Annotated in this window: 22 protein-coding genes; 4 read left to right on the forward strand and 18 right to left on the reverse strand. The window is 71.1% G+C overall.

Translation table 11 applies throughout. From position 1 onward, the window contains the following. The first annotated feature begins 100 nt into the window (after positions 1-100). Positions 101-3,574 carry a beta strand repeat-containing protein gene (locus BT341_RS06290; RefSeq protein ID WP_245804898.1) on the forward strand — a complete coding sequence of 1,158 codons (3,474 nt, stop codon included), beginning with the start codon at positions 101-103 and terminating at the stop codon, positions 3,572-3,574. Between the two features lie 226 nt (positions 3,575-3,800). Here BT341_RS06290 and BT341_RS06295 read toward each other — a convergent pair whose 3' ends face one another. Together BT341_RS06295 and BT341_RS06300 are read right to left on the reverse strand one after the other, a co-directional pair. Beyond that, entirely contained in the window at positions 3,801-4,571 is a 771-nt protein-coding gene (locus BT341_RS06295; RefSeq protein WP_072475371.1) for a dioxygenase family protein, read from the reverse strand. A gap of 67 nt (positions 4,572-4,638) precedes the next feature. Then, the gene (locus BT341_RS06300) at positions 4,639-5,031 is read right to left on the reverse strand and encodes a helix-turn-helix domain-containing protein (protein WP_072481807.1); all 393 of its coding nucleotides are present in this window, start codon (positions 5,029-5,031) and stop codon (positions 4,639-4,641) included. Positions 5,032-5,098: 67 nt separating this feature from the next. Here BT341_RS06300 and BT341_RS06305 point away from each other — a divergent pair, with 67 nt between their 5' ends. Further along, the gene (locus tag BT341_RS06305; protein ID WP_072475372.1) at positions 5,099-5,551 is read left to right on the forward strand and encodes a MarR family winged helix-turn-helix transcriptional regulator; all 453 of its coding nucleotides are present in this window, start codon (positions 5,099-5,101) and stop codon (positions 5,549-5,551) included. On the opposite strand, the gene dnaB is transcribed toward BT341_RS06305, so the two are convergent. The 12 genes from dnaB to BT341_RS06365 all read right to left on the reverse strand — a co-directional run bounded on the left by dnaB (position 5,548) and on the right by BT341_RS06365 (position 15,330). Continuing rightward, positions 5,548-6,951, reverse strand: coding sequence for a replicative DNA helicase (gene dnaB, locus BT341_RS06310; protein ID WP_072475373.1), 1,404 nt, complete (start codon positions 6,949-6,951; stop codon positions 5,548-5,550). The two genes, BT341_RS06305 and dnaB, sit on opposite strands and share 4 nt — an antisense overlap. Positions 6,952-7,456: 505 nt before the next feature. Further along, positions 7,457-8,245, reverse strand: a complete 789-nt coding sequence (locus tag BT341_RS06315) for an ESX secretion-associated protein EspG (RefSeq protein ID WP_072475374.1) — start codon at positions 8,243-8,245, stop codon at positions 7,457-7,459. Between the two features lie 100 nt (positions 8,246-8,345). Continuing rightward, a complete protein-coding gene (locus tag BT341_RS06320; RefSeq protein ID WP_072475375.1) occupies positions 8,346-9,698 on the reverse strand; it encodes a hypothetical protein in 1,353 nt (450 codons plus the stop codon). A 1-nt stretch (position 9,699) separates the two neighbouring features. Beyond that, a complete protein-coding gene (locus BT341_RS06325) occupies positions 9,700-10,320 on the reverse strand; it encodes a DUF3558 domain-containing protein (protein WP_072475376.1) in 621 nt (206 codons plus the stop codon). Continuing rightward, complete coding sequence (locus tag BT341_RS06330; RefSeq protein ID WP_072475377.1) at positions 10,317-10,667, reverse strand: hypothetical protein; 351 nt, start codon at positions 10,665-10,667, stop codon at positions 10,317-10,319. Before BT341_RS06330 ends, BT341_RS06325 begins: the two co-directional genes overlap by 4 nt. 127 nt (positions 10,668-10,794) lie before the next feature. After that, positions 10,795-11,253 carry a 50S ribosomal protein L9 gene (gene rplI, locus BT341_RS06335; protein ID WP_072475378.1) on the reverse strand — a complete coding sequence of 153 codons (459 nt, stop codon included), beginning with the start codon at positions 11,251-11,253 and terminating at the stop codon, positions 10,795-10,797. Positions 11,254-11,267: 14 nt separating this feature from the next. Further along, a complete protein-coding gene (rpsR, locus tag BT341_RS06340) occupies positions 11,268-11,516 on the reverse strand; it encodes a 30S ribosomal protein S18 (protein WP_003098744.1) in 249 nt (82 codons plus the stop codon). Positions 11,517-11,559: 43 nt separating this feature from the next. Next, the gene (locus BT341_RS06345; RefSeq protein ID WP_072475379.1) at positions 11,560-12,066 is read right to left on the reverse strand and encodes a single-stranded DNA-binding protein; all 507 of its coding nucleotides are present in this window, start codon (positions 12,064-12,066) and stop codon (positions 11,560-11,562) included. Between the two features lie 17 nt (positions 12,067-12,083). Beyond that, on the reverse strand, positions 12,084-12,407 hold the full coding sequence (gene rpsF, locus BT341_RS06350) for a 30S ribosomal protein S6 (RefSeq protein WP_177328751.1): 324 nt from the start codon (positions 12,405-12,407) through the stop codon (positions 12,084-12,086). 103 nt (positions 12,408-12,510) lie between these two features. After that, positions 12,511-13,428, reverse strand: a complete 918-nt coding sequence (locus tag BT341_RS06355) for a hypothetical protein (RefSeq protein ID WP_072475381.1) — start codon at positions 13,426-13,428, stop codon at positions 12,511-12,513. A gap of 85 nt (positions 13,429-13,513) precedes the next feature. After that, complete coding sequence (locus tag BT341_RS06360) at positions 13,514-14,395, reverse strand: hypothetical protein (protein WP_072475382.1); 882 nt, start codon at positions 14,393-14,395, stop codon at positions 13,514-13,516. Between the two features lie 122 nt (positions 14,396-14,517). Next, on the reverse strand, positions 14,518-15,330 hold the full coding sequence (locus BT341_RS06365) for a hypothetical protein (RefSeq protein ID WP_072475383.1): 813 nt from the start codon (positions 15,328-15,330) through the stop codon (positions 14,518-14,520). Positions 15,331-15,444: 114 nt separating this feature from the next. Between BT341_RS06365 and BT341_RS06370 the strand changes: the two genes are divergently transcribed. After that, complete coding sequence (locus BT341_RS06370) at positions 15,445-16,218, forward strand: deoxyribonuclease IV (protein ID WP_072481808.1); 774 nt, start codon at positions 15,445-15,447, stop codon at positions 16,216-16,218. Here the strand turns inward: BT341_RS06370 and BT341_RS06375 are convergent. Next, a complete protein-coding gene (locus BT341_RS06375) occupies positions 16,215-17,765 on the reverse strand; it encodes a glycosyltransferase family 87 protein (RefSeq protein ID WP_072475384.1) in 1,551 nt (516 codons plus the stop codon). The genes BT341_RS06370 and BT341_RS06375 overlap by 4 nt on opposite strands. 49 nt (positions 17,766-17,814) lie before the next feature. Continuing rightward, the gene (locus tag BT341_RS06380) at positions 17,815-18,876 is read right to left on the reverse strand and encodes an ROK family transcriptional regulator (RefSeq protein ID WP_072475385.1); all 1,062 of its coding nucleotides are present in this window, start codon (positions 18,874-18,876) and stop codon (positions 17,815-17,817) included. Between the two features lie 55 nt (positions 18,877-18,931). Between BT341_RS06380 and BT341_RS06385 the strand changes: the two genes are divergently transcribed. Beyond that, positions 18,932-19,978 carry a Gfo/Idh/MocA family oxidoreductase gene (locus tag BT341_RS06385; protein ID WP_072475386.1) on the forward strand — a complete coding sequence of 349 codons (1,047 nt, stop codon included), beginning with the start codon at positions 18,932-18,934 and terminating at the stop codon, positions 19,976-19,978. A 45-nt stretch (positions 19,979-20,023) separates the two neighbouring features. Here BT341_RS06385 and BT341_RS06390 read toward each other — a convergent pair whose 3' ends face one another. Then, positions 20,024-22,237, reverse strand: coding sequence for a transglycosylase domain-containing protein (locus tag BT341_RS06390; protein WP_425426313.1), 2,214 nt, complete (start codon positions 22,235-22,237; stop codon positions 20,024-20,026). Between the two features lie 91 nt (positions 22,238-22,328). Further along, on the reverse strand, positions 22,329-24,596 hold the full coding sequence (locus BT341_RS06395) for a transglycosylase domain-containing protein (RefSeq protein ID WP_072475387.1): 2,268 nt from the start codon (positions 24,594-24,596) through the stop codon (positions 22,329-22,331). Positions 24,597-24,877: the final 281 nt, after the last annotated feature.

Raw genomic sequence — 24,877 nt, forward strand, 5'->3', positions numbered from 1 at the left:
AAGTCCTTCCCCCTCTGGTGCGGCTCGGACGCCATCCCCTTTTCGACGAGCGCACCTCCACAAGCCCGCAAGGGAACCCGAAATAAAGGAGAAAAACCCCATGCAGACGTGGGCAAAGCGCGGACTCCAGACCGCACTTGTCACGGGTGGGTTGCTGATGCTGGGTACCGGCATCGCTTCGGCTGACGAGAACGTCAACCCCGACACCCCTGCTTCGCCGCTCGACCTGAACGTGACGGTTCCGATCCAGGAAGCGAACAACGCGGTCGGCACCCCCTTCGGCCAGCTGGACCTGCCCGCCGGGCAGACGGAGCTGAGCGCCAAGCCGGTTACCAACGCGGCGAACGAGGCGGCCAAGCAGTTCGACGACGCCAGCCCGATCAGCCAGAGCACCCTCGGCGGTGCCACCAAGGCCGACGGCGCGGGCGCCTTCACCCCGAGCCACAACAACCTCAAGGGCAACAAGGTCACCGGCGACGTCGTCGTCCCGGTCCAGATCGTGGACAACGCGGTCGGTGTGCTCGGCGACGCGACCGTCCAGGGCGGCAACCACACCCAGACCTGGGACCACAACCAGAACATCGCGACGACCGGCAAGGACTCGAGCCTCGCGGGCAACGCGGTCGCCTTCGACTGGGCGCTGCCCGTCCAGATCGCCGGGAACGGCGGCGGTGTCGCCGGCGGCACCGGCCGCGTGACCGGTGGGTCGGCCAGCCAGAGCACCACCGAGACCGGGAACGTCGACACCAACGGCGACGGCTCCTCGCTGTCCGGCAACATCGTGGCGGGCCAGTTCGCCACCCCGGTCCAGGTGACCGGCAACGCCGCTTCGTACCTGCTCGGCAACGGGCAGAGCCACGGCTACACCGCCGACACCGTCGCGACCTCCGGTGGCTCGCTGCTGAGCTCCGGCAACAACAGCGCCGGCTCGGGCAACGTGGTCGGCGCGCCGATCGCCCTGCCGGTGAAGTTCAACTGCAACTCCGGCGCGGTGTGGGGCTCGCTGTCGAACTCCGACGGCTGCGCCACCTCCGCCGACGCGACGGCGGGCGCCAAGCGGACGGGCAGCCTCGGCATCCCGACCTACCTCGAGACGAGCGGCAACGACTCGTTCCTGTCGGGCAACGGCGGGGCGGCCTCGCTGTCCCCGATCGCGAACGTCGCGGGTGTCGCGGGCTCGTGGATCGGCAACGCCTCGGCGGGCATCCCCGACGCCGGCAGCTCGTCCAGCACCGTCGACTCGGGCGGCTTCGTCAAGACCGCCGGTGACAACTCGAGCGGGTCGGGCAACGTCCTGAACCCGTCGCTCGCGCTGCCGGTCGAGGCCTTCGGCATCGGTGGCACCTACATCGGCCAGGCGAACGCGGCGCACGACAACACGACCGACGCCAACGCGGGCAACGGCAGCTACACCAAGGGCAACGACGCCGTCCTCGGCGGCAACATCATCAACACGCAGGCCGCGGGCGCGCCCGAGGTCTTCGGCATCGGCGGCAGCCACATCGGCAACGCCTCCGGCGCGGCGACCGAGGACAAGACGGTCACCGCCGGGGCCTACGACGGCACCCAGGGCGACGACTCGTCCGGCTCGGGCAACGTCGTCCAGGTGCCGGTCGCTCTTCCGGCCGAGGTCTTCGGCGTGGGCGGCTCGTTCATCGGCCAGGGCTCCGGCTCGGCCGACGAGACCAAGGTCGTCTCCGGTGGCGGCGGTGGCAACACCCACGACGACAACGGCTTCCTGAGCTCGAACCTGGGCACCGTGCCGGCGTCGCTGCCGGTGCAGGTCGCCAACATCGGCGGCGCGTTCATCGGCCAGGGCCACGGCAAGGGCTCGACCGACACGACGTCCCACGCGGGCGGCGACGTCAAGGCCAACGGACCGGCCGGTGCCGGCGCGGGCAACATCGTCGAGGCCCCGGTCTCGCTGCCGATCCTCGCCGCGGGCAGCGGTGCCGCACTCGGCGGCATCGGCACGGGTGAGAACGACAACATCACCGACTCCTGGGCGGGCGGCGACGCCGTCACCGACGGCCGGGACGGTGCGCTGACCGGCAACATCGTGAAGGCCCCGATCGCGGGCGCCGGCACGGTCTTCGGCGACGGGATCGCCGGGGCGGCGCTGGGCCACGGCCTCGGCACCAACGACGTCGTGTCGAAGGCGGGTGGCGACGCCACCACCAACGGCAACGGCGGCAGCGTGGCCGGCAACATCATCGGCGCCGACCCGCTCGCGGTGGCGCAGGTCTTCGGTGACGCCGCCAGCGTGGCGGGTGTCGCCACCGGCACCGGCATCAACACGACGTCCGTGCAGAACGCGGGCGACGACACCACCTCGGGTGTCGAGGGCGCCATCTCCGGCAACATCCTCGACATCCCGGCCACCGCGATCGCGCAGCTGTTCGGCGACGCGGTCGCCGTCGGCGGTGTCGCGCACGCCATCGGCGACAACACGCTGACCACGCAGAACGGTGGCGACGCGGTCACCGCCGGCGACGGCTCCGCGCTGTCGGGCTACAACTTCTACCACGCGTTCGCGCTGCCGGTGCAGATCTTCGGGGTGCCCCTGGAGCTGCTCGGCGTCGCGACCGCGGACGCGGCCGACATGACCAGCATCGACGAGGACGACGACGCGATCGCGTTCCCGGCCGAAGGCTCGGAGCTGGCGGCCGACCAGCTGCCGTCGCTGACCGCGCTCCGCAGCAGCCTGCCCACCCAGGGTCTGCCGTCGCTGGGCGGCCTGACCGGCAACCTGCCGGTCGCGGGTCTGCCGACGCAGGGGCTCCCCTCGGTGGAGGGTCTGACCGGCAAGCTGCCGGTCGCGGGTCTGCCGACGCAGGGGCTCCCCTCGGTTGAGGGTGTGGCTGGCAAGCTGCCGGTCGCCGGGCTGTCGACGCAGGGTCTGCCGTCGGTTGAGGGTGTGGCTGGCAAGCTGCCGGTCGCGGGTCTGCCGACGCACGAGCTGCCCTCGGTTGAGGGTGTGGCTGGCAAGCTGCCGGTCGCCGGGCTGTCGACGCAGGAGCTCCCGTCGGTGGACGGGCTGACCAGCAAGCTGCCGGTCGCCGGGCTGCCCACCCAGGGCCTGCCCGCGCTGCCGGTCGCCGCGCCGGTCGCCACCGAGCGTGCCGACCTGCCGACCGGGGGCGGTAACCCGCTGGCCGGGCTGACCAAGCTGGCGCAGCTGCCGGCCGCGGGTGGCCTGTCCGGCGCTCCGGCGCTGCCGAAGCCGACCCTGCCCTCGCCCGCGGCGGTGCCCGCGGTGACCGGGCTGTCGGCGCTGGGTGGTGCCCTGCCGGGGCACAGCACCGAGCGTGCGGACCTGCCGGCCGCCGGCCTGCCCGCGCTGCCGGTCGCCCCGGCCCTGCCGTCGGCGTCGGCCCTGCCCGTCACCCCGGAGCTGCCGTCGGCCTCGGCTCTGCCCGCGACCCCGGCGCTGCCGGCCGCCCCGGCCCTGCCGGTGCACGCCAAGCTGCCGGTGCTGGACAGCGCCGCGCCGCAGGCCCAGGTTCCGGCGATGGCGGGCCTGGACTCCACCGGCTTCCTCGCGAAGCTGCTGGGCCTGGTGAAGCGCAAGTAGTGCGGTGAAGCCGGGCGGGTTCCGAGCCGAACCCGCCCGGCCCTCGAACCCCGCTGTCCCGGCGGCCACCGCTCCACGCGCCGCGAGGGCGACCTCGCACGGAGCGTCCCGGCCCCGGAACCGCGGACGCGGGTTCACCCGCGAACACCGAAAGGCTCTCCTTCCCTGGAGACGACGAGCCCCAGGAGCCATCCGGCTCCTGGGGCTCGCTCGCGTTTCCGGGACGTCAGGAGAACTGCAGCGACCGCTTCGCCAGTCCGTGCCAGAACCCGTCGATCACCGTGCGGCCGGACCCTTCGTCCGAGCTCGCGCCGAGGGAGACGAACAGCGGCGCGAAGTGCTCGATCCGCGGGTGGGCCAGCGTCGCCGCCGGCGCTTTGTGCTGGAAGTCGAGCAGCGCGTCGACGTCGCCGCGGCGCACCACCTCGTCGCCCCAGTGGTCGAACTCGGCCGACCACGCGGGCGGTGTGCCGTCGGTGGCGCGGGCCATGCCCCGCAGGTTGTGGGTGAAGAAGCCGCTGCCGATGATCAGCACGCCTTCGTCGCGCAGCGGCGCCAGCTTGCGGCCGAGGTCGAACAGCGCCCGCGGGTCGAGGGACGGCATGGACACCTGCAACACCGGGACGTCGGCGTCCGGGTACATCTCCACCAGCGGCACGTAGGCGCCGTGGTCGAGGCCGCGCTCCGGCGCGTCGTGCACCGGTGTTCCGGTCGAGCGCAGCAGCTTCCGCACCTTCTCCGCCAGCTCCGGCGCGCCCGGAGCCGCGTACTGCACCTGGTAGTAGCGCTCGGGGAAGCCCCAGAAGTCGTACACGAGCGGCACGGTCGTGGTGGCCGCGATGGTCAGCGGCGCTTCCTCCCAGTGCGCCGACACGACCAGGATCGCCCGCGGTTTCGGCAGGTCGGCCGACCAGGCGGCGAGCTCGCTGGTCCACGTGGCGTCGTCGGCGAGCGGCGGGGCTCCGTGGCTGAGGTAGAGGACCGGGGTGCGGGTCATCGACGGCTCCAGTGATTGAAACTTCAACTACTAGGTTACCTGACGCCGTCGTTCCCCGGGTTATTCCTCAGACGGCTTCGAGGTTGGCCGCGCACCGCTCCAGCGTGCGGATCGTCACGCGGTAGTCGTCGTCGCTGATGCCGTCGATCGCGGCGGCGCGGAAGGCCTTCACCTCCTCTTTGACGCGGGTGTGCGCGACACGCCCCGCTTCGGTGAGCTGCCCGTCTTCGGCGACCCAGCCGCGGGCGCGCAGGTCGGCGATCTTCGGGGCCATCGAGCCTTCCGCGGCGACGAAGGGCGCCATGACCGAGTCGACCTCGTCCGGCGTGCGGGCACCGTCGGCGATCGTGTTGAGTACCTGCCAGTGCCGGCGGGTCAGCGACTCCGCGTCGAGGATCCGGCCCATGGAGGATTCGAGAAGCTCGTGGAGGTGGCGAAGCCACCAGCCGAAGGGTTTCATGAGAACTCCGAACATGTCGATGAACAACTACATGTAAAAATACATGTAGTTCGGAGGTGGAGCAACCATGACCGACGCGGTGGCCGACGTCGAGCGCGCGATGATCGCGATCCGCCGCAGCCAGCAGCGGCGGGCGCTGAGCCGGATCGGCAAGGCCCGCGGCCGCGGCGCGCACGACCCGGTGCACGAACTGCTCGACGTCGTCGAAGAGCTCAGCGAACGCGGCGAGCCCAGCACGGTGACGGCCTTGAGCGCGGCGATGGGCGTCGACCAGCCCCGCGCCAGCCGGCTGGTCGCGCGCGCGGTCGAGCAAGGACTGCTCCGGCGGGAAGCCGATCAGCGCGACGGACGGCGTGCGGTGCTCGTGCCGACCGAGGCCGGCCAGCAGCACCTCGACGAGCTGCACGCCTTCCGCCGCGCGGTGTTCGCGGAGGTCATGGCGGACTGGCCGGAGGAGGACCGCGCCACCTTCGGGAGGCTGCTCACCGCGTTCGTCCGCGGGTACAGCGCCCTCGGCTAGTCGTGGGCCAGGTCCACGAAGCGGCTGTAGTGCAGCTGGTGCGCGACGGTGATCGTCGCCGTCGGGCCGGCACGGTGCTTCGCGATGATCAGGTCCGCTTCGCCCGCACGCGGGTCGTCGCGCTCCCACGCGTCGGGGCGGTTGACCAGGATGACGAGGTCGGCGTCCTGCTCCAGTGAGCCGGACTCACGCAGGTCCGACAGCATCGGGCGCTTGTCCGTGCGCTGCTCGGGACCACGGTTCAGCTGGCTGATCGCGATCACCGGGACCTCGAGCTCCTTGGCCAGCAGCTTCATCTGCCGGGAGAACTCCGAGACCTCCTGCTGCCGCGATTCGACGCGCTTGCCGGACGTCATCAGCTGCAGGTAGTCGAGCACGATGAGCTTGAGGTCGTGCCGCTGCTTCAGCCGCCGCGCCTTCGCGCGGATCTCCATCATCGTCATGTTCGGCGAGTCGTCGACGTACAGCGGCGCCTCGGACACCTCGCTCATCCGGCGGGCCAGGCGCGTCCAGTCGTCGTCGGACATCTTGCCGCCGCGCATGTCGGCGAGGCGGATCTTCGCCTCGGCCGAGAGCATGCGCATGACGATCTCGGTCCGGCTCATTTCCAGCGAGAAGATGACGCTGGTCAGGCCGTGCCGGATCGACGCCGAACGCGCGAAGTCCAGGCCCAGTGTCGACTTGCCGACACCGGGGCGGGCCGCGACGATGATCATCTGGCCGGGGTGCAGGCCGTTGGTCAGCTCGTCGAAGTCGGCGAAGCCGGTCGGGATGCCCTGCGACTGGCCGCCGCGCGAGGCGATCGCGTCGATCTCGTCCATCGTCGGCTGCAGCAGCTCTTCCAGCGCGACGTAGTCTTCGCTGGTCCGGCGCTCGGTGACGTCGTAGATGGCGGCCTGCGCGCGGTCGACGACCTCGTCGATGTTCGCGCCGTCGGAGGCCGCTGCGCCGTAGCCGTACTGCACGATCCGGGTGCCCGCCTCGACCAGCCGGCGCAGCACCGCCTTCTCCGCGACGATCTCGGCGTAGTAGCCCGCGTTCGCCGCGGTCGGCACCGTCGCGATCAGCGTGTGCAGGTAGGGGGCGCCGCCCACGCGAGCCAGCTCGCCGCGCCGCTCCAGCTCCGCCGACACCGTGATCGGGTCGGCCGGCTCGCCCCGGCCGTAGAGGTCGAGGATGCAGTCGTAGATCGCCTGGTGGGCGGGCCGGTAGAAGTCGTCGGGGCCGAGCGCTTCGATGACGTCGGCGACGGCGTCCTTGGACAGCAGCATGCCGCCGAGCACGGACTGCTCGGCCGCGATGTCCTGCGGTGGCTGGCGGTCGAACCCGCCGGAGCCGGGTTCGCTCGGACCCGGGTCGGGCTCCGCGTACATCGGACTGCGGTCGTCGGTCAGCGCCACCGCCCCGGACACCTCCTCATCGCGTCGAACACTCGTTCGAGTATGCCGGATCTTCGCTCTCGAAGCACGCGGCCCGGCCCGCGTCACCCGTCTTCCGGAGCCGCTCCCCGAATGATCGGCGACGACGTGGTTCAGTCGTCGCAGACACGCGGAGCGCCACCGTGAGTACAGGCCCGAGCGGGCACGCTAGATCCCCCGGAAGGCCGAACGCAATTCAGCTTGGGGACCCATCTGTGGACAACCTGGGGATGACTGGGGGCAACCAGTCACAGGTGCCGCGAGAGCTGTGGACAAGTTGGGGACAAGCGTGATCGCCTTCGATAAAACCGCAGGTCAGACCCTGTGAACAAGGTGTGGAGAACTTCCCGGAAACTCGTCCGGCGTGTCGCGCGAAGTCCGTTGTTCGGCGTGTCGCGGACCGTTCGGAGCCGGCGGGACGGCGCGACCTGTGGATGAATATCACGCTGGGTAGAGCGGTTACCCGGTCGGCTGAACGGCCGCCGGGTCACGCCGCGGTCAGCCTGCCCTGTGCGCTGCGTAACCGGTCAGCGAGAACGCGCTGGTCGGCCGGGGTGAAGGCGATCCGGTTCTCCCCGCGTCCCGGCACCTCTTCGGTCAGCCACCGGCCTTCCGACGTATCGATGTAGTTCACCGGCCGTTCGATCCGGTGCCGGGCGCCGCTGCGGCTGCGCGCCGCGACGTAGAGGCTGCCACTCCCCATTCGGCGTAGCGCCAGGATCCGCTTGAGCTCTTCGACCTCTTGCGAACCTTCGGCGGGTCGCCCGCTGCGGAGCACCGCGTACTCGCCTTCGTCGCCGCGGGCCGTGCCTTCGATCTGGCTCTTCGGCACCGCGATCGGCGTGCCGCGCCCAGGCGCGAGCTTCGGGATCTGGCCGAGGAAGTCGTCGAGCAGCTCGCCGGGACGCGACGACTCCAGCACCACGGCGTCCAGCTCCTCGTGCTTCGCCAGCACGAACGCCTCGCCGCCGGCGCTGCCCGCGAGCAGCCGGTAGCTGATCGGCTTGCCCTGGAACCCGCCGTCGATCCAGCCGTAGTACTCCAGCTGCGGCCGGGCGATCGCTTCGATCGTCGCGACGAACCCGGGGTGCATGCCGCGCGGGCCGAACAACCCGGCCTTGGCCAGCTCGGCGTTGACCCGCTCGTCCTCGGCGCGCTGCGCCTCTTCGCTGTACCAGGTCGGTGTCTCCGACAGCACCGTGTGCGGCTCGCCGCCCCGGCGCCGGATCAGGTTGATCAGGGTGCCGGCCGAAATGGTGACCTGCCTGTCCAGCACCGCTCTTCCCCCAGAAAGAATCGAACTCGTCTCATCACCCGGTGCACGCGGAACGGCCGGGCGCGCTCATCTTGGCACGCACCCGGCTTCCCCGCGTGCGCTACTCGCCGATGACCGGCGGCGCGGTCAGCTCGTCGGTACCGAAGATCTCGTTCGGGTCGTCGCCGAGCAGGTACTTCGACGTGCGTTCCTCGTCGCCGCCGCCCTGGCCGCGGGCACCGTGGCCCATGCCGCCCATGCCACCCATCCCGGTGGCTCCGGTGCGGCCGCCCGCCGCGCCGCCGGCGCCCATCGCGCCACCCGCGCCCATGCCGGCCCGGCCCGCGCCGGCCGCACCCGCGCCACCCGGCAGGGCGGTGCCGGTCGAGCCGCCCGGCCCGAAGCCCCCGCCGCCGACCGGGCCGAAGCCGGCCGTCGGGTCGCCGATCCCGCTCGAGCCGCCGGGCCCGAAACCGCTGCCACCGCCTCCGGGCACGGAGAAGCTCGGCGTGCCGCCGGGCCCGAAGCCCGGCACGTCCGACGGCGCGAAGCCCGACGAGTGCGTCCCGTCGCCGAAGTTCGGCGTCGGGTAGTTCCCCGGGCCGGGGATCTTCGATGGGTCATAGCTGCCGCCGGGGACCTTCCCGGGATCGAAGCTCGGCACCTTCGACGGGTCGTAGCTCCCGCCCGGGACCTTCGACGGGTCGAAGCCGCCACCGGGAGTGTTCGGCGGCTGGGCGTTGAACGACGGGACACCACCCGGCCCCGGCATGTTCACGCCGCCGGGACCCGTGCCGGTTCCGTTCCCCGTGCCGTTCCCGGTCCCGTTTCCGGTGCCCTTTCCGTCGTCGCCCGGCTTCTTCTTGCCGTCGTCGACGTTCACGTTCTCCTGCTGCCCCTTGAGCGCGGAGTACGTCGGCATCTTCTGGCCGTTGTCGTTGCTCGCCTTGAAGTACGCGTTGAAGGCGTCGACGTTGGCCTGGCCCTTGGCGTTGTAGTCGCGGATGGCCCGGTCGGTGTCGGTCGTCCACGGCGTGATCGCGTTGAGGAGGTTGTTCTTCGGCGGGTCCTTCGGGACCTCCTGCACCTTCGCGTGCACGGTGGTGAACGCGTTGTTCTGCTCGCCGAGGTACTTGTCGGAGTCGGCGAGCTTGGTGCCTGAGTCCTCCATCCACACCCGCAGCGGGTGCGCGCCCGCGTTCTGCGCCGCTTCGGCGCCGCCGCCGGTCCAGGCCGCGTCCATCTCCTTGGCGAGCGCGTCGATCGTGCTGAGCCGATCGGCGTACGCGCCCTTCAGGCGGCTCGCCGCGGCCTGGCCGTTCTGGATCGAGCCGGTGCCGGGGCCGTGGGTGATCTTGTCCCAGATGTCGTAGCAGTCGATCTTCCGCTCGCCCTGCACCGACGCGTGGTCGTCCGAATGCGTGGTCGCCATGTTGTACGCGGCGAAGCCCCCGAGCAGCACCAGTTCGAGCATCTCAGCCCTCCTTCAAGGTCTGGATCATCGCCTCGGCCGCCTTCTGCGCGTACGGGCACGGATCGGTCGCCCCCGGACCGTTGCCGATCTGCGTGAAGACCTGGACGGCCTGCGTGTCCGTCACGCCCACCAGCAGCTTGCACTGCCCCTGGGCGCGGAAGTCCTTCGTCGCCGCGTACACCGCGGGGTAGCCGGAGACGTCGGTCGGCTCCCAGTACTCGTACTGGTCCTTGCCGCCCTTGGCGTAGAGGTCGTAGATGCCGGCGAGCCCGTCGGTGTTCGGGTCGGCCGCGATGTCGATCCGGCTGCTGCGCGTCTCGTCGCCCTGGTACACCCAGGCGCAGGACGTGCCCGCGTTCGTGGACCGCGGCGTGCCGTCTTCGAGGCCGAGCGTCGAGCGCTGCGCGGGCGAGAGGACCGAGCACGGATCGGACTTCAGCTTGCCCGGGTCCAGCGGGCTGGACACCTTCGGCGCGCCGTTGCCCCCGCCGCCGTCCGCGCTGCTCGCCGAGTCCTGCGGGCTCGACGGCGCCGGGTTGGCCGTGCCGCCGGTGGTGGTGCTGCAGGCGGCGAGCGCGAGCGCGGCGAGGACCAGCCCGGGCAGAACGAGACGCCGGTTCACGCCTGCGTCCCCGCCTTCGAGATGTCGCCGGTGTGCTCCGCGTCCGCGGTCGTGAGCTTCTTCTTCGCGTCGAGCAGCGCCTGGATGTAGTTCTTCACGTACTCCTGCATCTTCTGGTTCTGCTCGAGGAACGCCTTGCCGGACGGGTTGGCGAGCTTCTCCCAGTCGCCGCTCGCGAACTCCTTGCCGGGCGCCTTGACGTCGGCCATCAGGTTGGCGTCGGCCGCGTCGTTCTGCAGGTCGGTCTGGAGGTCCTGCCACTTCTTGATGACGCCGTCGATCTTGTCGGCGTCGAACGTGAAGCCCCCTCCGCCGGACGGCGCGGACATGCTGACCTCGTTACCCATCCCCGTGCGCTCCCTTCGCGTCCCGCTCCATTGTCCTACGACGACGGCCGCGTGTCCGGGGTTCCCCGGAAAGCGTGAAGGCGGGCCGCCCACCAGGGAGCGACCCGCCTTCGCACGACTTACCGCCTTACTGCGCGGCCTTGACCTCGAGCCGCACGTCGACCTTGACGTCCGGGTGCAGCCGGGCGCCGACCGAGTGCTTGCCGACGGTCTTGATGTGGTCGCGCAGCTCGATGACGCGCTTGTCGAGCAGCGGGCCACCGGCCGCCTTGATCGCGTCGACGATCTCGCCGGCGGTGATCGAACCGAAGAGCTTCTTCGAGCCCTCGGCCGCCTTGCCGGTGAGCTGGATGGCGCCGAGGCCCTCCAGCGTCGCCTTGATCTCCTTGGCGTGGTCGAGGTCGCGGATGCGACGGCTCTCCTGCGCGCGCTGGATGGTGCGCACGTTCTTCTCCGCGCCCTTGGAGGCCACGATCGCGTAGCCCCGCGGGAGCAGGTAGTTGCGCGCGTAGCCGTCCTTGACCTCGACGATGTCGCCGGGGCCGCCGAGGTTGGCCACGTCGGTGGTGAGGATGATCTTCGCCATGTCCGTGCCCTCCCTTAGCGCGCGGTCGAGGTGTAGGGCAGCAGCGCCATCTCACGGGAGTTCTTGACCGCGATGGCGATGTCACGCTGGTGCTGGCTGCAGTTGCCGGTGACGCGGCGGGCACGGATCTTGCCGCGGTCGGAGATGTACTTCCGCAGCAGGTTGGTGTCCTTGTAGTCGATCAGTTCCGGGCGGCCCTTCTTCTCGGCCTTGCAGAACACGCAGACCTTCTTCTTGGGCTTGCGGATGGGTGGCTTGGCCACTGGTTACTCCTGGAAAGTCAAATCTGTGTGGATGTGTACGAGATCAGAACGGAGGCTCGTCGCTGAAGCCGCCACCGCCGCCACCGGCGGGCGGGGCCGAACCCCACGGGTCGTCGGCGGGCATGCCGCCGCCACCGCCACGGCTGCCGCCGCCACCGCCGCCACCGAAGTCACCGCCGCCACCGCGGCTGACCTTGTTGACCTTGGCCGTGGCGTAACGCAGCGAGGGCCCGATCTCGTCGACCTCGAGCTCGACGACGGTGCGCTTCTCGCCTTCCTTCGTCTCGAACGAGCGCTGCTTCAGGCGGCCCTGCACGACGACGCGGGCGCCGCGGGTCAGGGACTCGGCGACGTTCTCCGCCGCCTGCCGCCAGATGTTGCAGCGGAGGAACAGCGCCTCGCCGTCCTTCCACTCGCCGGACTGCCGGTCGAGGGTGCGCGGGGTGGACGCGACGGTGAAGTTCGCGACCGCCGCACCGGACGGGGTGAAGCGCAGCTCCGGGTCGGACGTCAGGTTGCCGACCACCGTGATGACGGTGTCTCCAGCCATCGGGGTTCCCCTCGGGCTCAGGCCTTGGCGGCGGGCTTGGCCGCGGCGCGCTTGACCTCGCGACGCATGACCTTGGTGCGGAGCACGGTCTCCTGCAGCGACAGCTGCCGGTCGAGCTCCTTGACCGCGTCGGCGGAGGAGTTCAGGTCCAGCAGGGCGTAGATGCCCTCGGCGTGCTTCTTGATCTCGTACGAAAGGCGGCGGCGGCCCCAGACGTCGACCTTCTCCACGGAACCGCCCGAAGTGCGGATCACGTTGAGGAAGTTGTCCAGCGTGGGGGCGACCGTGCGCTCGTCGAGCGTGGGGTCCAGGATGACCATTACCTCGTAATGGCGTGACACAACCACTCACCTCCTATGGGCTCGCGGCCACGGACTGTCCGTGGCAGGAGGGTTTGTCCAGGTAAGGCTACCTGGGGGTACCGGCAGTCCCGGCAGCCGGGGGTCAGCTCGCGCGGCGCAGGACCCAGGTGCGGACCAGGCCCGCGGTGACGCCGGCCAGGACGATCACCGCGAGCAGCATCGGCAGCTGCACGTCGTTCGACGAGCCGGAGGAAGCCAGCGACTGGGCGTTGCCCGCGTCCCGGACGCCGGCGCTCTGCCCGCTCTGGTCGCCCTGACCGGCCTGCGGCACGGAGGCGTCCCCGGGGAGGGTGCCGTTCGCCGGGTAGCGCACGCCCGGAGCGACGGCCGTGCCGGCGGTCGCGGTCGGGATGCCGCTGTAGTCCCGCATCGGCGCGGTGCCGGTGCCCGCCGCGCTGCCCGGGTTCAGGTTGGCCAGGTTGCCCGTGGCGCCGCCGGGGGCGGGGGCCGTGCCGCCCTGCGGGGTGCCGGTGCCACCGGCGCCCGCCTGCTGGCCCGGCGCGACGTAGTTCGTGGCGATGGTCGTCAGGCCGCAGTTCTTCGCGACGGTCGACGAGATCGCGGCGAGCACCTCGTTCTTCGTGCTGTCCAGCACGCCGAGGCCGTTCGCGCCGGTGAGCGCGGTGGCGACGGTGCTGCCGATCGCGGACCCGGCGATCGTGCCGCCGGCCGCGTTCGGCACCTGGCCGACCGTCAGCGCGCCCTTGCCCGCGATGGTGTCGGCGAGGGAGTTCGGCCACACCGTGGCGAGGGTCCAGAGGTGGGAGTTCACGTAGTCCTGGGCGCCCTTGCGGACCAGTTCCTTCACTGAGGTGCCCTGGATCGCGACCGTGTCGCCCATGCTGCCGCTCACCGAGCCCGCGCAGGTGCCGGCCAGCGTGGTCGCGGCCGAAGCGGTGCCCGCGGAGAGGAAGGCGCCGCCGGTGACGAAGGCGGCGATGGCGGTGGCGGTCAGTGCGCGGCGGGTGGTCTGCCAGGTGGGGATCTTCCGCACGAGCACTGTCCTCCAGGGGGTCACGGGGGCGTCGTTCCAGGCAACACCAGGATCAACGAAGGAGATACGCGAAAGATACTCGGCAGTCGGGTCAATTCGCAGCGGCCATTCGGCGGAGCACCCAGGTACGGACGAGCCCCGCGCTGACTCCGGAGAGTGCCAATACCGCGATCAGCATCGGCAAATTCGACCCGTCCGTGAAACCGTTGCTGCCGGACGGTAACGCTTCGGCGCGGCCGGCCGTCTGCACGCCGGAGTTGCCGCCCGCGTTCTGGTCGGGGCTGGTGAGGCCGTACTGCGGCGCGTACCCCGGGATCTGGCTGCCGTAGCGGATCGCCGGCGACGGCGTGAACAGCCCGGCCGTCGCGAACGGGATGCCGCTGTAATCGCGCATCGGCGCGTAGCCCGTGCCGATGGCGAACGGGAACCCGCCGAACGCGGGGCTGCCCGAGAAGCCGGGCAGCAGCGGGCTGTTCGCCTCGGGGATCGGCGTGGTACCCGCCGGGGTGCCGCCCTGAGGCGCGCCACCGGGCCCGCTCTGGGCAGGCGGGTTCTGCTGCGGGTTGCCACCGGCACCGGGGCCGGGTTGCTGCGGTGCGGGCTGCCCGCCGCCGGTCAGCGCCTTCGTGCCCTGCTGGACACCGCTGGTGACTCCTTGCACACCTTGGTTGACCGCGCTCGCTACCGGAGCGCCGACCACGGGCACTGGGGAGACGACGGTGTCGACGACGTTCACCGTGATCTTGCACAGTCCGCCCAGGAGGCCGCCGACCAGATTGGTCAGCCCGTCGGTCACGGTCTTCAGCCCGAACGGCGTCGAGATGGTGTCACCCGGCTTGGCGGTGACCGTGTCCCCGCAGTTCGCCGTGATGGTGTCGGCGGAGGCGGTGCCGGGCATGCCGAGGACAGCCGAACCGGCGAGGACGAACGCCGTCGCACCGACCGCCGTAGCCCTCCGTGTCCGATCGCGCATGCTCACCGCCCCTTGTCTCGATGTCTCTCCCCAGGACAACGACGTTAAGCCAGCACGGTGACGCCCGCTCGCTCAGAAATGTCCGGCATTCGAGTGGAAGCGGGTGTCACCGACGGTGAGTCTCAGGCGGGCTTGCGCCGGATCCAGGCCCGGACGAGTGCCGCGGCGACGATCGCCAGCGCCAGCACCGCGAGCAGCATCGGCAGCTTCGCCGGCGGCGTGACGCCCGGCAGCGCCTCCGCCGTGCCGGACTTCTGCTCGTCGACCGTCGGAACCTGCTGGCCGGGGATGATCTGCGCGATCACCGGCGCCTGCACCAGCGTGCCCGGCACCATGGCGGCGTTGGTGAAGATGCCCGAGATCGCGTCACCCGGCAGGCCCGCGTTCCCGGGTCCGGTGGTCACCGGGCCGGTGCTGTCGCCCGGCGGGTTCTGCCCCGGCGGTGTCGGGCCGGGCGGGTGGGGCGCGGGCGGGGCGGGCGGTGCCGGCGGGTTCGGGCCGGGCAGCGGCGGGAGCGGCAGCGGGGGCAGGTCACCCGCCACCCCTTGCGTGACGTCGCCGACCGTGTTCACCACGCCTTGCGCGGCCGGGCAGACGGTCTTGGCGGCCGTGTCGCCGACCACCGGCACGTCACCCACGCCGAGAGCCTTCACGGTGTCGCCCACCGGGAGCGTGAGCAGCGGAGCCGAGCCGTTCGTGTTCCTCGCGCTGGAATCGAGGCCGACGGTCAGCCGGTTGGGGGCGTTCAGCGGGGCGCCGGCGTCGAGCACGAGGCCGGTCTTCGCGTCGCGGGCCTGGCCCTTCTGCAGCGTGGCCGAGCAGTCGCCGCCGAGGGTCGGGCTGGGGTCGGCGCTCGCGACGCCCGGCAGGACCAGCGCGGCCGACGCGGCGAAAGTGAACCCCAGTGCGGTGATCCGTGCGAACTGCTTCCCCATCGATGCCCTCCGGCAGTCGGACCAATCTGGATCACGGAACGCGCTCACGGTACTCCACGAGCGTCACCAACCGGTCCGACAGGGCGAAAGAGAAGCCGGAGTAGCGTGCTCGGCATGCTGATTGGCGCCCATGTCCGTGACGACGACCCGTTGACCGCGGTCGCCGAGCGCAAAGCCGACGTCGTCCAGTTCTTCCTCTCCGACCCGCAGGGCTGGAAGGCCCCGAAGCCACACCCGCACGGCGAAGCCATCAAGGCCGACCCGGTCGAGGTGTTCATCCACTCTCCCTACCTCATCAACGTGGCTTCGCTGAACAACCGGATCCGGATCCCGTCCCGCAAGAACGTCACGCAGCACGCGGACGGCGCCGCGGCCATCGGCGCCAAGGGCCTGATCGTGCACGGCGGGCACGTCGGCGACAACGACGACGTCGAGATCGGCCTGGACAACTGGCGCAAGCTCTTCGAGCGCGAGCAGGAGAAGGGCGGCTTCAAGGTTCCGATCCTGATCGAGAACACCGCGGGCGGCGAGAACGCGATCACCCGCGACCTCGACGTCATCGCCCGGCTGTGGGACAAGGTCGGCGAGTTCGGCGCCGGGTTCTGCCTCGACACCTGCCACGCGTTCGCCGCGGGCTGGGACCTCGCCACCGCCGTCGGGAAGGTCAAGGCCATCACCGGCCGCATCGACCTGGTGCACCTCAACAACTCGCGCGACGAGTTCGGCTCGACCCGCGACCGGCACGCGAACGTCGTCGGGGGCGAAGGCACGATCGACCCCGAGGTGCTCGTCGCCGTCGCGCGCGAGGCGGGCGCGCCGGTCGTCGTCGAGACGCCGGCCGACGGCCAGGCGGCCGACATCGCCTACCTGCGCGAACAGCTGGGCTAAGCGGCCACGGTCCGGCGGCGGTGCCGGACGGCGTTCGGGACGATCACGTCCCGGGCGCCGTCGAGGAAGCCGCCCGCCGGGTCGTCGTCGCCCGCCGCCCGGACGAGGTCGGTGGCCGGCCGGTAGATCTCGCGGACCACCAGCACGCAGAGCGCGACGACGGCGAGGTCGCGGACCACGACCGTGCCGAGGAACCAGCCTTCGGGCAGGCCCTTGTGGTCGACGCCGAGGTAGTAGAACATCCGCGGCACCCAGACCACCGCGTCGATCAGCATCCAGCCCAGCAGCAGCCGCCAGCGCGGGATCGCCAGCACGGCCAGCGGCACCAGCCACAGCGAGTACTGCGGGCTCCACACCTTGTTCGTGAGCAGGAACGCGGCCACGACCAGGAACGCGAGCTGGCCGACGCGCGGCCGTCGCGGCGCCGCGAGCGCGACGTAGGCGATCCCGGCGCAGCAGGCGAGGAACAGCACGGCCACCGTGATGTTCAGGTAGGTCGGCGTCTGGTTCCGCTGGAGCACGCCGTCGAAGCCGGCCCACCCGGTCGTGTAGGAGAAGACGTTGTAGAGCGAGTCCGGGTCCATCGGCCGCAGCGCGCTCATCCGGAAGAACTCCCACCAGCCGCGCGTGGCGGTGAGGATGAACGGCGCGTTCACCGCCAGCCACGTCACGACGGTGGCGGCCGCGGTCTTCCAGAACGGCGTGAGCTTCCCCGCGCGCAGGCACAGCACGAACAGCACGCCGAGCAGGAACAGCGGGTACAGCTTCGCCGCCGCGCCCAGGCCGAGCAGCAGGCCGGCGAGCAGGGGCCGCTTGCGCGCCCAGGCGAGCAGGCCGGTCGCGGTGAACGCGGTCGCGATCGCGTCGAAGTTGGTGAACGCGTGCACCAGCACCAGCGGCGAGATCGCCACGAGCACCGCGTCCCACGGCCGCCGTTTCGTCGTCCGGCCGGTCGCCCACACGGTGACCAGCCAGGCCAGGGCCAGGAAGAACGCGGTGATGTCGAAGTACACGGCCACCGGCAGCGCGCCGGGCAACCAGCCGCTCCGGGCGATGTTCAGCCAGCCCGCCGCGAGCTTCGCGTTCGCCCACTGGAACAGGCCGGTGAGCACCGGGTACTCCATGTACCGTGTGTCGTTCTCCGCGGTCTGCGAGCTCTCCTGCCACGACGTGTAGTACGGGAAGGTGCCGGGCCGGTCGAGCCGCTCGGAGCCGTAGAGCGGCACGATGTCGGAGTAGCACATGGCGACGAACGGCCGGCCCGCGCGCCAGTCGAGCTGGGTCGTGCCACTGGAGTCCTGGTACTGCTGGATGCACGAGCCCTTGCCGAACCAGCAGAGCATCAGGGCGAGGGTGGCCAGCAGCAGGCCGACGCGCTGAGGCGACCAGAACCAGTGCCGCCCCACTGCCGCGTGCTCGCCCAGCGGGCCGCCGAGGGGTCTGGTGACCGCCGCCGCGAGCGGCTCGGTCCAGCTCGGGACGACCCGATCGGCTCGGCTCAGCGTCACGGGGCCGGTGTCCGGCTCGCGCGTGGTCTCCTCTGGCACGAGTGCGGATGTTAGCGGGGTTCGCGGTGCGTGGCGGTGAAGCCGGTGATCATGCCGGATTCGCGTAGTACGAGGCAAGGACCTCCGCCGCGGCGCCACGCAGGACGATCTCCTCGCCACCGGTGTCTTCGACGACCTCGATGCGCTGCCAGTGCGGCAGCGGCAGCAGCTCTTCCAGCCGCTCCGCGACGGCGTCGCGGTGGACGCCCGGTTCGTCCCGCACCGCGCGCCCGGCCAGCACGATCCGCTCCAGGTCGAGCACCTGGACCAGGTCGGCGAGCCCGATGCCGAGGAAGCCCGCGGCCGTGCGCGTGTCGGGCGCCCGCTTGGCCATGATCTCGACGCAGCCGCGGCGTCCGCAGGCGCAGACCGGGCCGTCGTAGGCGATGGTGGTGTGCCCGAACTCACCCGCGTTGGTGCGCGGGCCGCGGTAGAGCCGCCCGTCGATCAGCAGGCCGACGCCGATGCCGGTGCCGGCCAGCACCACCGCGGTGGCCGTCGGCTCGCCGTGTGGCCAGAGCCGGTCGAACGCCGCCGCGTTGGTGTTCTTGTCGAGCGTCACGGGCAGCCCGGTGCGCTTCTCGAGCAGGTCGCGCAGGGGGACGTCGTGCCAGCCCGGCATGTTCGTCGCGTCGCGGACCAGGCCGGCGAGGTGGTCCAGCGGGCCGACCGCGCCGAGGCCGAGGCCCAGCACGTCGAAGCCGTCGGCCAGCTCGAGCGCGGTGGCGCCGATGGCCTCGACGGCCTGCTCCGGCGTGAAGCCGACCGGGAGCGGGCCGCCCGCCGTCTCCTCGACCTCGCCGAGGAGGTTGGTGCGCACCACGTGGTACTCGTCGCGGTCGAGCCGGGCGCCGAGCGCGTGCCGGGCGCCGGCCCGGATGGTCAGCAACGTGCGGGGCTTGCCGACGGCGCCGCTGCGCTGCGGGCGCTGCTCGTCCAGCAGGCCCGCGTCGAGCAGCTCGGGCACGATCTTGGAGACGGCCTGCTGGGTGAGCCCGGTGCGGTCGGCCAGCTCGACCCGGCTGAGGCCGCCCGCGCGCAGGATGTGCGTGAGCAGCAGGGCGCGGTTGTGCTCGCGCACGGTGCGCAGGTTCACCCCGGTGTCCGCCATGGACAGGATCTTCCCATGGCTGGTCTATTAAGCAACACTGTTGTTTAATAGGGTCATGGCGGACGACTTGCGCGTGGGCATCCTCGGGTACGGCATCGGCGGCCGCGTCTTCCACGCGCCGCTGGTGGCGGCGACACCCGGGCTGACGCCGGCGCTGATCACGACGTCGAGCAACGCCGTCCAGGCGCGCACGGACTACCCGGGCGCGGAGGTCGTGCCGGACGCCGACAGTCTGTTCGAGCGGGCGGGCGAGCTCGACCTCGTCGTGGTCAGCACGCCGAACCGGACACACGTGCCGCTCGCGCTGCGGGCCATCGAGGCCGGGCTGCCGGTGGTCGTCGACAAGCCGTTCGCGCCGACCGCGCTCGAGGCCGAACAGGTCGTCGCCGCGGCGAAGGCGGCGGGCGTCGGCCTCACGGTCTTCCAGAACCGGCGGCTCGACTCCGACTTCCTCACCGTCCGGAAGGTGCTCGAGTCCGGCAAGCTCGGCGAGGTCTTCCGCTTCGAGTCCCGCTACGACCGCTGGGTGCCCAAGCCGAAGGACAACTGGCGCGAGTTCGGCGATCCCGCCGAGGCCGGCGGCCTGCTCTACGACCTGGGCGCGCACATCGTCGACCAGGCGCTGCAGCTGTTCGGCCCGGTCACGCACGTCTACGCGGAGGTCGACCGCCGCCGCGACGGCGTCCAGGTCGACGACGACGTCTTCGTCGCGCTGACCCACGCCAACGGCGTCCGGTCGCACCTGTGGTCGTCCGCGCTGGCGGGCACCCAGAACCCGCGCTTCCGGGTGCTCGGCGACCAGGCGACGTTCACCAAGTACGGCCTCGACGTGCAGGAACCGCAGATCAAGGCGGGCGTGCGGCCCGGCGACGACGGCTGGGGCGTGGAACCGGCGTCCGACGCCGGCCGGATCGGCGTCGGCAACGACGTCAAGACGGTGCCGACCGAGACCGGACGGTACGAGCAGTTCTACGCCCAGGTGCGGGACGCGCTGCGCGGCGAAGGCGAGTTCCCGGTCGATCCCGAGTCGTCGGTCGAGACGCTGCGGGTGATCGAGGCGGCGCACCGCTCCGGCGCCGAAGGAACCGTGATCAGGCTCTGAGCCTCCCCTGACTGGCCGTGACGCCGGTGTCCCCCAGCGCCGACGTCACGGCCTCCTTCGGCCGCGTTGCTGGTTCTGCAGCTCCTGCAGCCGCTGCTGGAACTGGCGGAACTGCTCCAGCTGCTGATTGCCGGGTGGCGTCTGGTCCCGCTGGTCCTGCTGCTGTTGTGGTTGCTGTGGCGGCGGCTGGATCTGCACCTGGACGCGGTCCTGCGGCGAGCTGATCGCCGCCACGCGGTCGAAGCGTTCCGCGGGCTTCCCCGAGAGGTACAGCTGCATGAACCGGTCCCAGATCGGCCCGGCGAGCGTCGAGCCGAACAGGGGCGCGCCGCCCGGGCCGCGCAGCGCCTTGTCGCCGTCGCTGCCCACCCACACCGCCGCCGACACCGAGGGCGTGTAGCCCACCATCCACGTCTGCGAGTTCGCGTTCGCCGCGGACGGGGGTTCGTCGTTCTGCGGCGTGTGCTGCTGGGTGCCGGTCTTGCCGGCGCACTCGTGGCGGGCCGGGCAGCTCAGCCGCGAGAACGGGATCACCGGCGCCAGCGCCGCGGTGACGTTCCCGGCGATCTGCGCGCTCTTCTGTGCGTCGTTGTCCGCGAAGGCGTCGGTCGAGCGGATCTTCGCCTCGTACGCGGTTTCGCCGTTCGCGTTGGTCACCTTCTGCACGAAGTGCCGGTCGCGTTGGACGCCGCCCGCCGCGAAGGTCGCGTACGCCGAAGCCATGTCGGACGGCGTCACCTGCGTGCCGCCGCCGCCGATCGAGATGTTGTTGTCGCCGGTGAACAGCTCGCTGCGGCCGCCGTTGTCCTTCGTCCGGATCCCCGCCTCCTGCGCGGCTTCCGCCACGCCCGACGGCTTCGTCACGTTGAGCACCATGTCGTAGAAGACCGTGTTCGTGGACCGCTGCATCGCCTCGGCGACCGTGCACTGCTGCGAGCAGCTGCTGCTGTCGCCCGCGTTGCGGATCGGCAGGTCGACGCCGGGGAACGTGCGCGGTGACGTGCCGTCGAACCGCGCGTCGAGGCCGCGGCCGAGCTTGAGGAACGCCGCCAGGTCGAACGGCTTCATCGACGAGCCCGGGTTGTGCGGCTCGTCGGCCCAGTCGCGCCCGGCCAGGTCTTCGCCGTTGGGGCCCTTCACGATCGCGTCGCCGCCGTAGTAGGCGAGCACGCCACCGGTCTTCGGGTCGACGGCCACCAGCGCGTCGAGGATCCGATCGTCGGTCTGCCCGGCCATCCCCTCGGCCACGGCCTGCCCGGCGGCCTGCTGCGCCTGCGGGTCGATGGTGGTGAACACCTGGAACCCGCCGGAGTAGTACTGCTTCTCGTCGATCCCTTGTGCGGCCAGCTCGGCTTTGACCTGCTTCTTGACGAACGGGTTCAGCGCGCCGGCCTGCCTGCTCTCGCGCAGCGGGATCGGCGTCGGGAACTTCGCGGCGGCGCGCTGGGCCGGCGTCAGGTAGCCGTTCTTCAGCATCCGGTCCAGCGCGGTGCTCCACCGGCTCGTGGCGACGGCCGCGTTCTCCGAGCGGCCCGGCTGCTGGATCAGCCCGGCCAGCAGCGCGGCCTGCGAGTAGTCGAGCTGCCCGACGTCCTTGCCGAAGTACGCCTGTGCCGCGGCCTGGATCCCGTACGCGCCGCGGCCGAAGTAGATGATGTTGAGGTAGGCGGTGATGATGTCCGCCTTCTCGTAGGTCTGGTTCATCTTGAACGCCTTCGCGAGCTCGACCCACTTGCGGGTCAGCGTCGGCTGGTCGTCGCCCGAGGCGTTCTTGATGTACTGCTGGGAGATCGTCGAGCCGCCGCCGGACCCGCCGGTGACCTGGTTGTAGGCCGCGCGGAGGATGCCGCCGACGTCGAAGCCGGAGTTGGTCTCGAAGGACGCGTCCTCGGTCGCGATCACGGCCTTCTTGACCACGTCCGGGATCTGGGTGGCGGCCAGGATCTGCCGGTTGCCGCCGGCGGGCACGTCCTTGCCCATCTCGGTGCCGTCGCTGTACAGGTAGGTCACGGCCTGGCCCTGCGCCTGCGCGACCGTCTCCGGCGAAGGCACGTCGACGGTGAAGTAGGTGATCAGGAACGCGATCCCGGGGACGACGAAGAACAGCCCGAACGCCACGTAGCAGACCCGGCGGACCCGCCGCCACCGGCGACGGCGCCGGGCGGGCCCGGCGACTTCGCGGACCGGCCGCCGCGGCCGCGCGGGCCGGGTCAGGATCGGCACGGTCGGCGGCTCGGTGCGGGTGCGGTCGGTGTCCACGGGCCGTCCTCCGGTGAACCACGGTGGCTGCGGGCGCAGTCCCTCTGCAGCGGGACACGGACCGCGGCCCGCCGTGGTTCACCCGGGACGGCTACGGTCCCGCGGTCTGGCTGCCGGTCGGCGTCTCCTTCGGCGTCGACGACGGCTTCGAGTGCTTCGGCGTGCTCGACGGCGGCTCGGTGCTCGGTTCGCCGTCGTGGCCGTGGTGGTTGCCGTGGTCATTGCCGTCGCCGTTGCCGTCACCGTCGCCGGTGTTCTGGTCCGGCGGGGTCGAGCCCGTCGTCGTCGCCACATCGGAAGGCGGGGGTGCGACCTCGCCGCCGATGCGGTCGACCTTGTCGAACTTCTCGCCCGGCTTGCCGGCGAGGTAGAGGGAGAGGAACTTCTGCCACATCGGGCCGGCGATGGTCGAGCCGTAGATCGGCGAGTTGCCCTTGCCGTGCAACGGCTTGTTGCCGTCGCCGCCGACCCACGCCGCCACCGAGACCGACGGCGTGTACCCGACCATCCACGTCTGCGAGTTCGCGTTCGCCGCCCAGGACGGCTCACCCGCGACCTTCGTGTGTTGCTGGGTACCGGTCTTGCCGGCGCACTCGTGCCCGTTCGGGCACTTGAGGTGCGAGAAGTCGATGACCGGCTTCAGCGCCTCGGTCACGTTCCCGGCGATCTGGCGGCTCTTGTCCGCGTCGCTGTCGAACGCGGGCTTGGCGTCGGTGGCGGCCTCGTACGCGACTTCGTTCTGCGCGTTGGTCACCTTCTGCACGAAGTGCCGGTCACGCCGCTGGCCGTTCGCCGCGAAGGTCGCGTACGCCGAGGCCATGTCCAGCGGCGTGATCTGGGTTTCACCGCCGCCGAGGGAGATGTTGTTGTCCTTGGTCGAGATGATCGACTGGCCGCCGTCCTCCTTGACCTTCACGCCCGCTTCCTTGGCGGCCTCCTTGACCGGGCCCTGGTGGGTCTGGTTGAGGACCATGTCGTAGAAGACCGTGTTCGCCGACCGCTCCATCGCCTCCGCGACGGTGCACTGCTGGGAGCAGCTGCTGCCCGGGCCGGCGTTGCGGACCACACGGCCGTCGAAGACGCGGTTGTTGGAGCCGTCGAACTTCTCGTCGAGGCCCTTGCCCATCTTGAGGAACGCCGTGAGGTCGAACGGCTTCATCGACGAGCCCGGGTTCTGCGGCGTGTTCGCCCAGTCGCGCCCGGCCTGGTCCTGGCCGTTGACCTGCACGACCGGCTTGCCGCCGTAGTAGGCGAGCACGCCGCCGGTCTTCGGGTCGACGGCGACGAGCGCGTCGAGCAGGTTCTCGTCGACCTGGTCCTTGAGCGCTTCGGTGGCGGCCTGTTCGGCAGCTTGCTGCGCCTTCGGGTCGATCGTGGTCTGCACCTGGAAACCGCCCGAGTAGTAGCGGTCCTCCGGGATGTCGTGCGCGGCCAGTTCGTCCTTCACCTGCTGGACGACGAACGCGGGCGGCGCGCCGGCCTGCTGCTTGCTGTCTTCCAGCGGGATCGGCGTCGGGAACTGCGCCGCCGCGCGGTCGGCCGCGGTGATGTAGTTGTTCTTCACCATCCGGTCCAGCGCGGTGTTCCAGCGGTCGTGCGCGACCTTGGGGTTCTCCGACCGGCCCGGCTGCTGGATCAGCCCGGCCAGCAGGGCCGCTTCGGAGAAGGTGAGGTCCTTGGCGTCCTTGTGGAAGAAGGCCTGCGACGCCGCGCCGACCCCGTACGCCCCGCGCCCGAAGTAGATGATGTTCAGGTACGCGGTGATGATGTCCTTCTTCTCGTACGTCTGGTTCATCTTGAAGGACTTGGCCAGCTCGGTCCACTTGCGCGTCAGCGTGGGCGCGTCGTTGTCGGTGGCCTTCTTGATGTACTGCTGCGAGATCGTCGAGCCGCCGCCGACCCCGCCGGTGGCCTGGTTGTACACCGCGCGCAGCAGGCCGCCGATGTCGAAGCCGGAGTTGGTCTCGAACGAGTCGTCCTCGGTCGCGATCGCCGCGTGCTTCATGACGTCGGGGATCTGCTCCGGGGTCAGCAGCACCCGGTTGCCGCCGCGCGGGACGTCCTTGCCCATCGGCGAGCCGTCGGCGTAGAGGTAGGTCACCGCCTGGCTCTGGTTCTGCGCGACCTCGGTCGGCGACGGCACGTCGACCAGGAAGTACGTGATGACGAAGGCGATCGCGGGCAGCACGAAGAAGACGCCGACGAACGCGTACGCGACCCGCCGGATGATCTTCCAGCGCCGCTTCTTGCGCTGCTCCGGCGTCAGGACCGGCTTGCCGTCGCCGTCCGGCTCGGCGTCCTCGTAGCCGGACGGCTCGTCGTAGGCGTGGTGCGTCATCAGCTCGGGCCCGCCGCTCATCGGCGGCGGCTCCGGCCGGTACCCCGCCGGCCGGCCGGGCGGCACCGGGCGGGGCGGGTGCTGGCCGTACGGACCCTGCGGTGCGGACGGCCCACGACGGCGCGGATCGGGACCCTGGCCGGGCCAGGAGCGGGATCGATCGTCGGGCACGGGCAGTCCTCCAGTGCGTGCGGGCGGCGGCGGTCGCCACCCCCTCTTGGAAGGGACGCGCGAGAAGCACGCGGGTTGCCGGAACGATCTTCCCCGAACGGTTCAGGGCCCCCCGCGCGTGCGCGGAGGGC

Source organism: Amycolatopsis australiensis (assembly GCF_900119165.1).
Taxonomy (GTDB): Bacteria; Actinomycetota; Actinomycetes; order Mycobacteriales; family Pseudonocardiaceae; genus Amycolatopsis; species Amycolatopsis australiensis.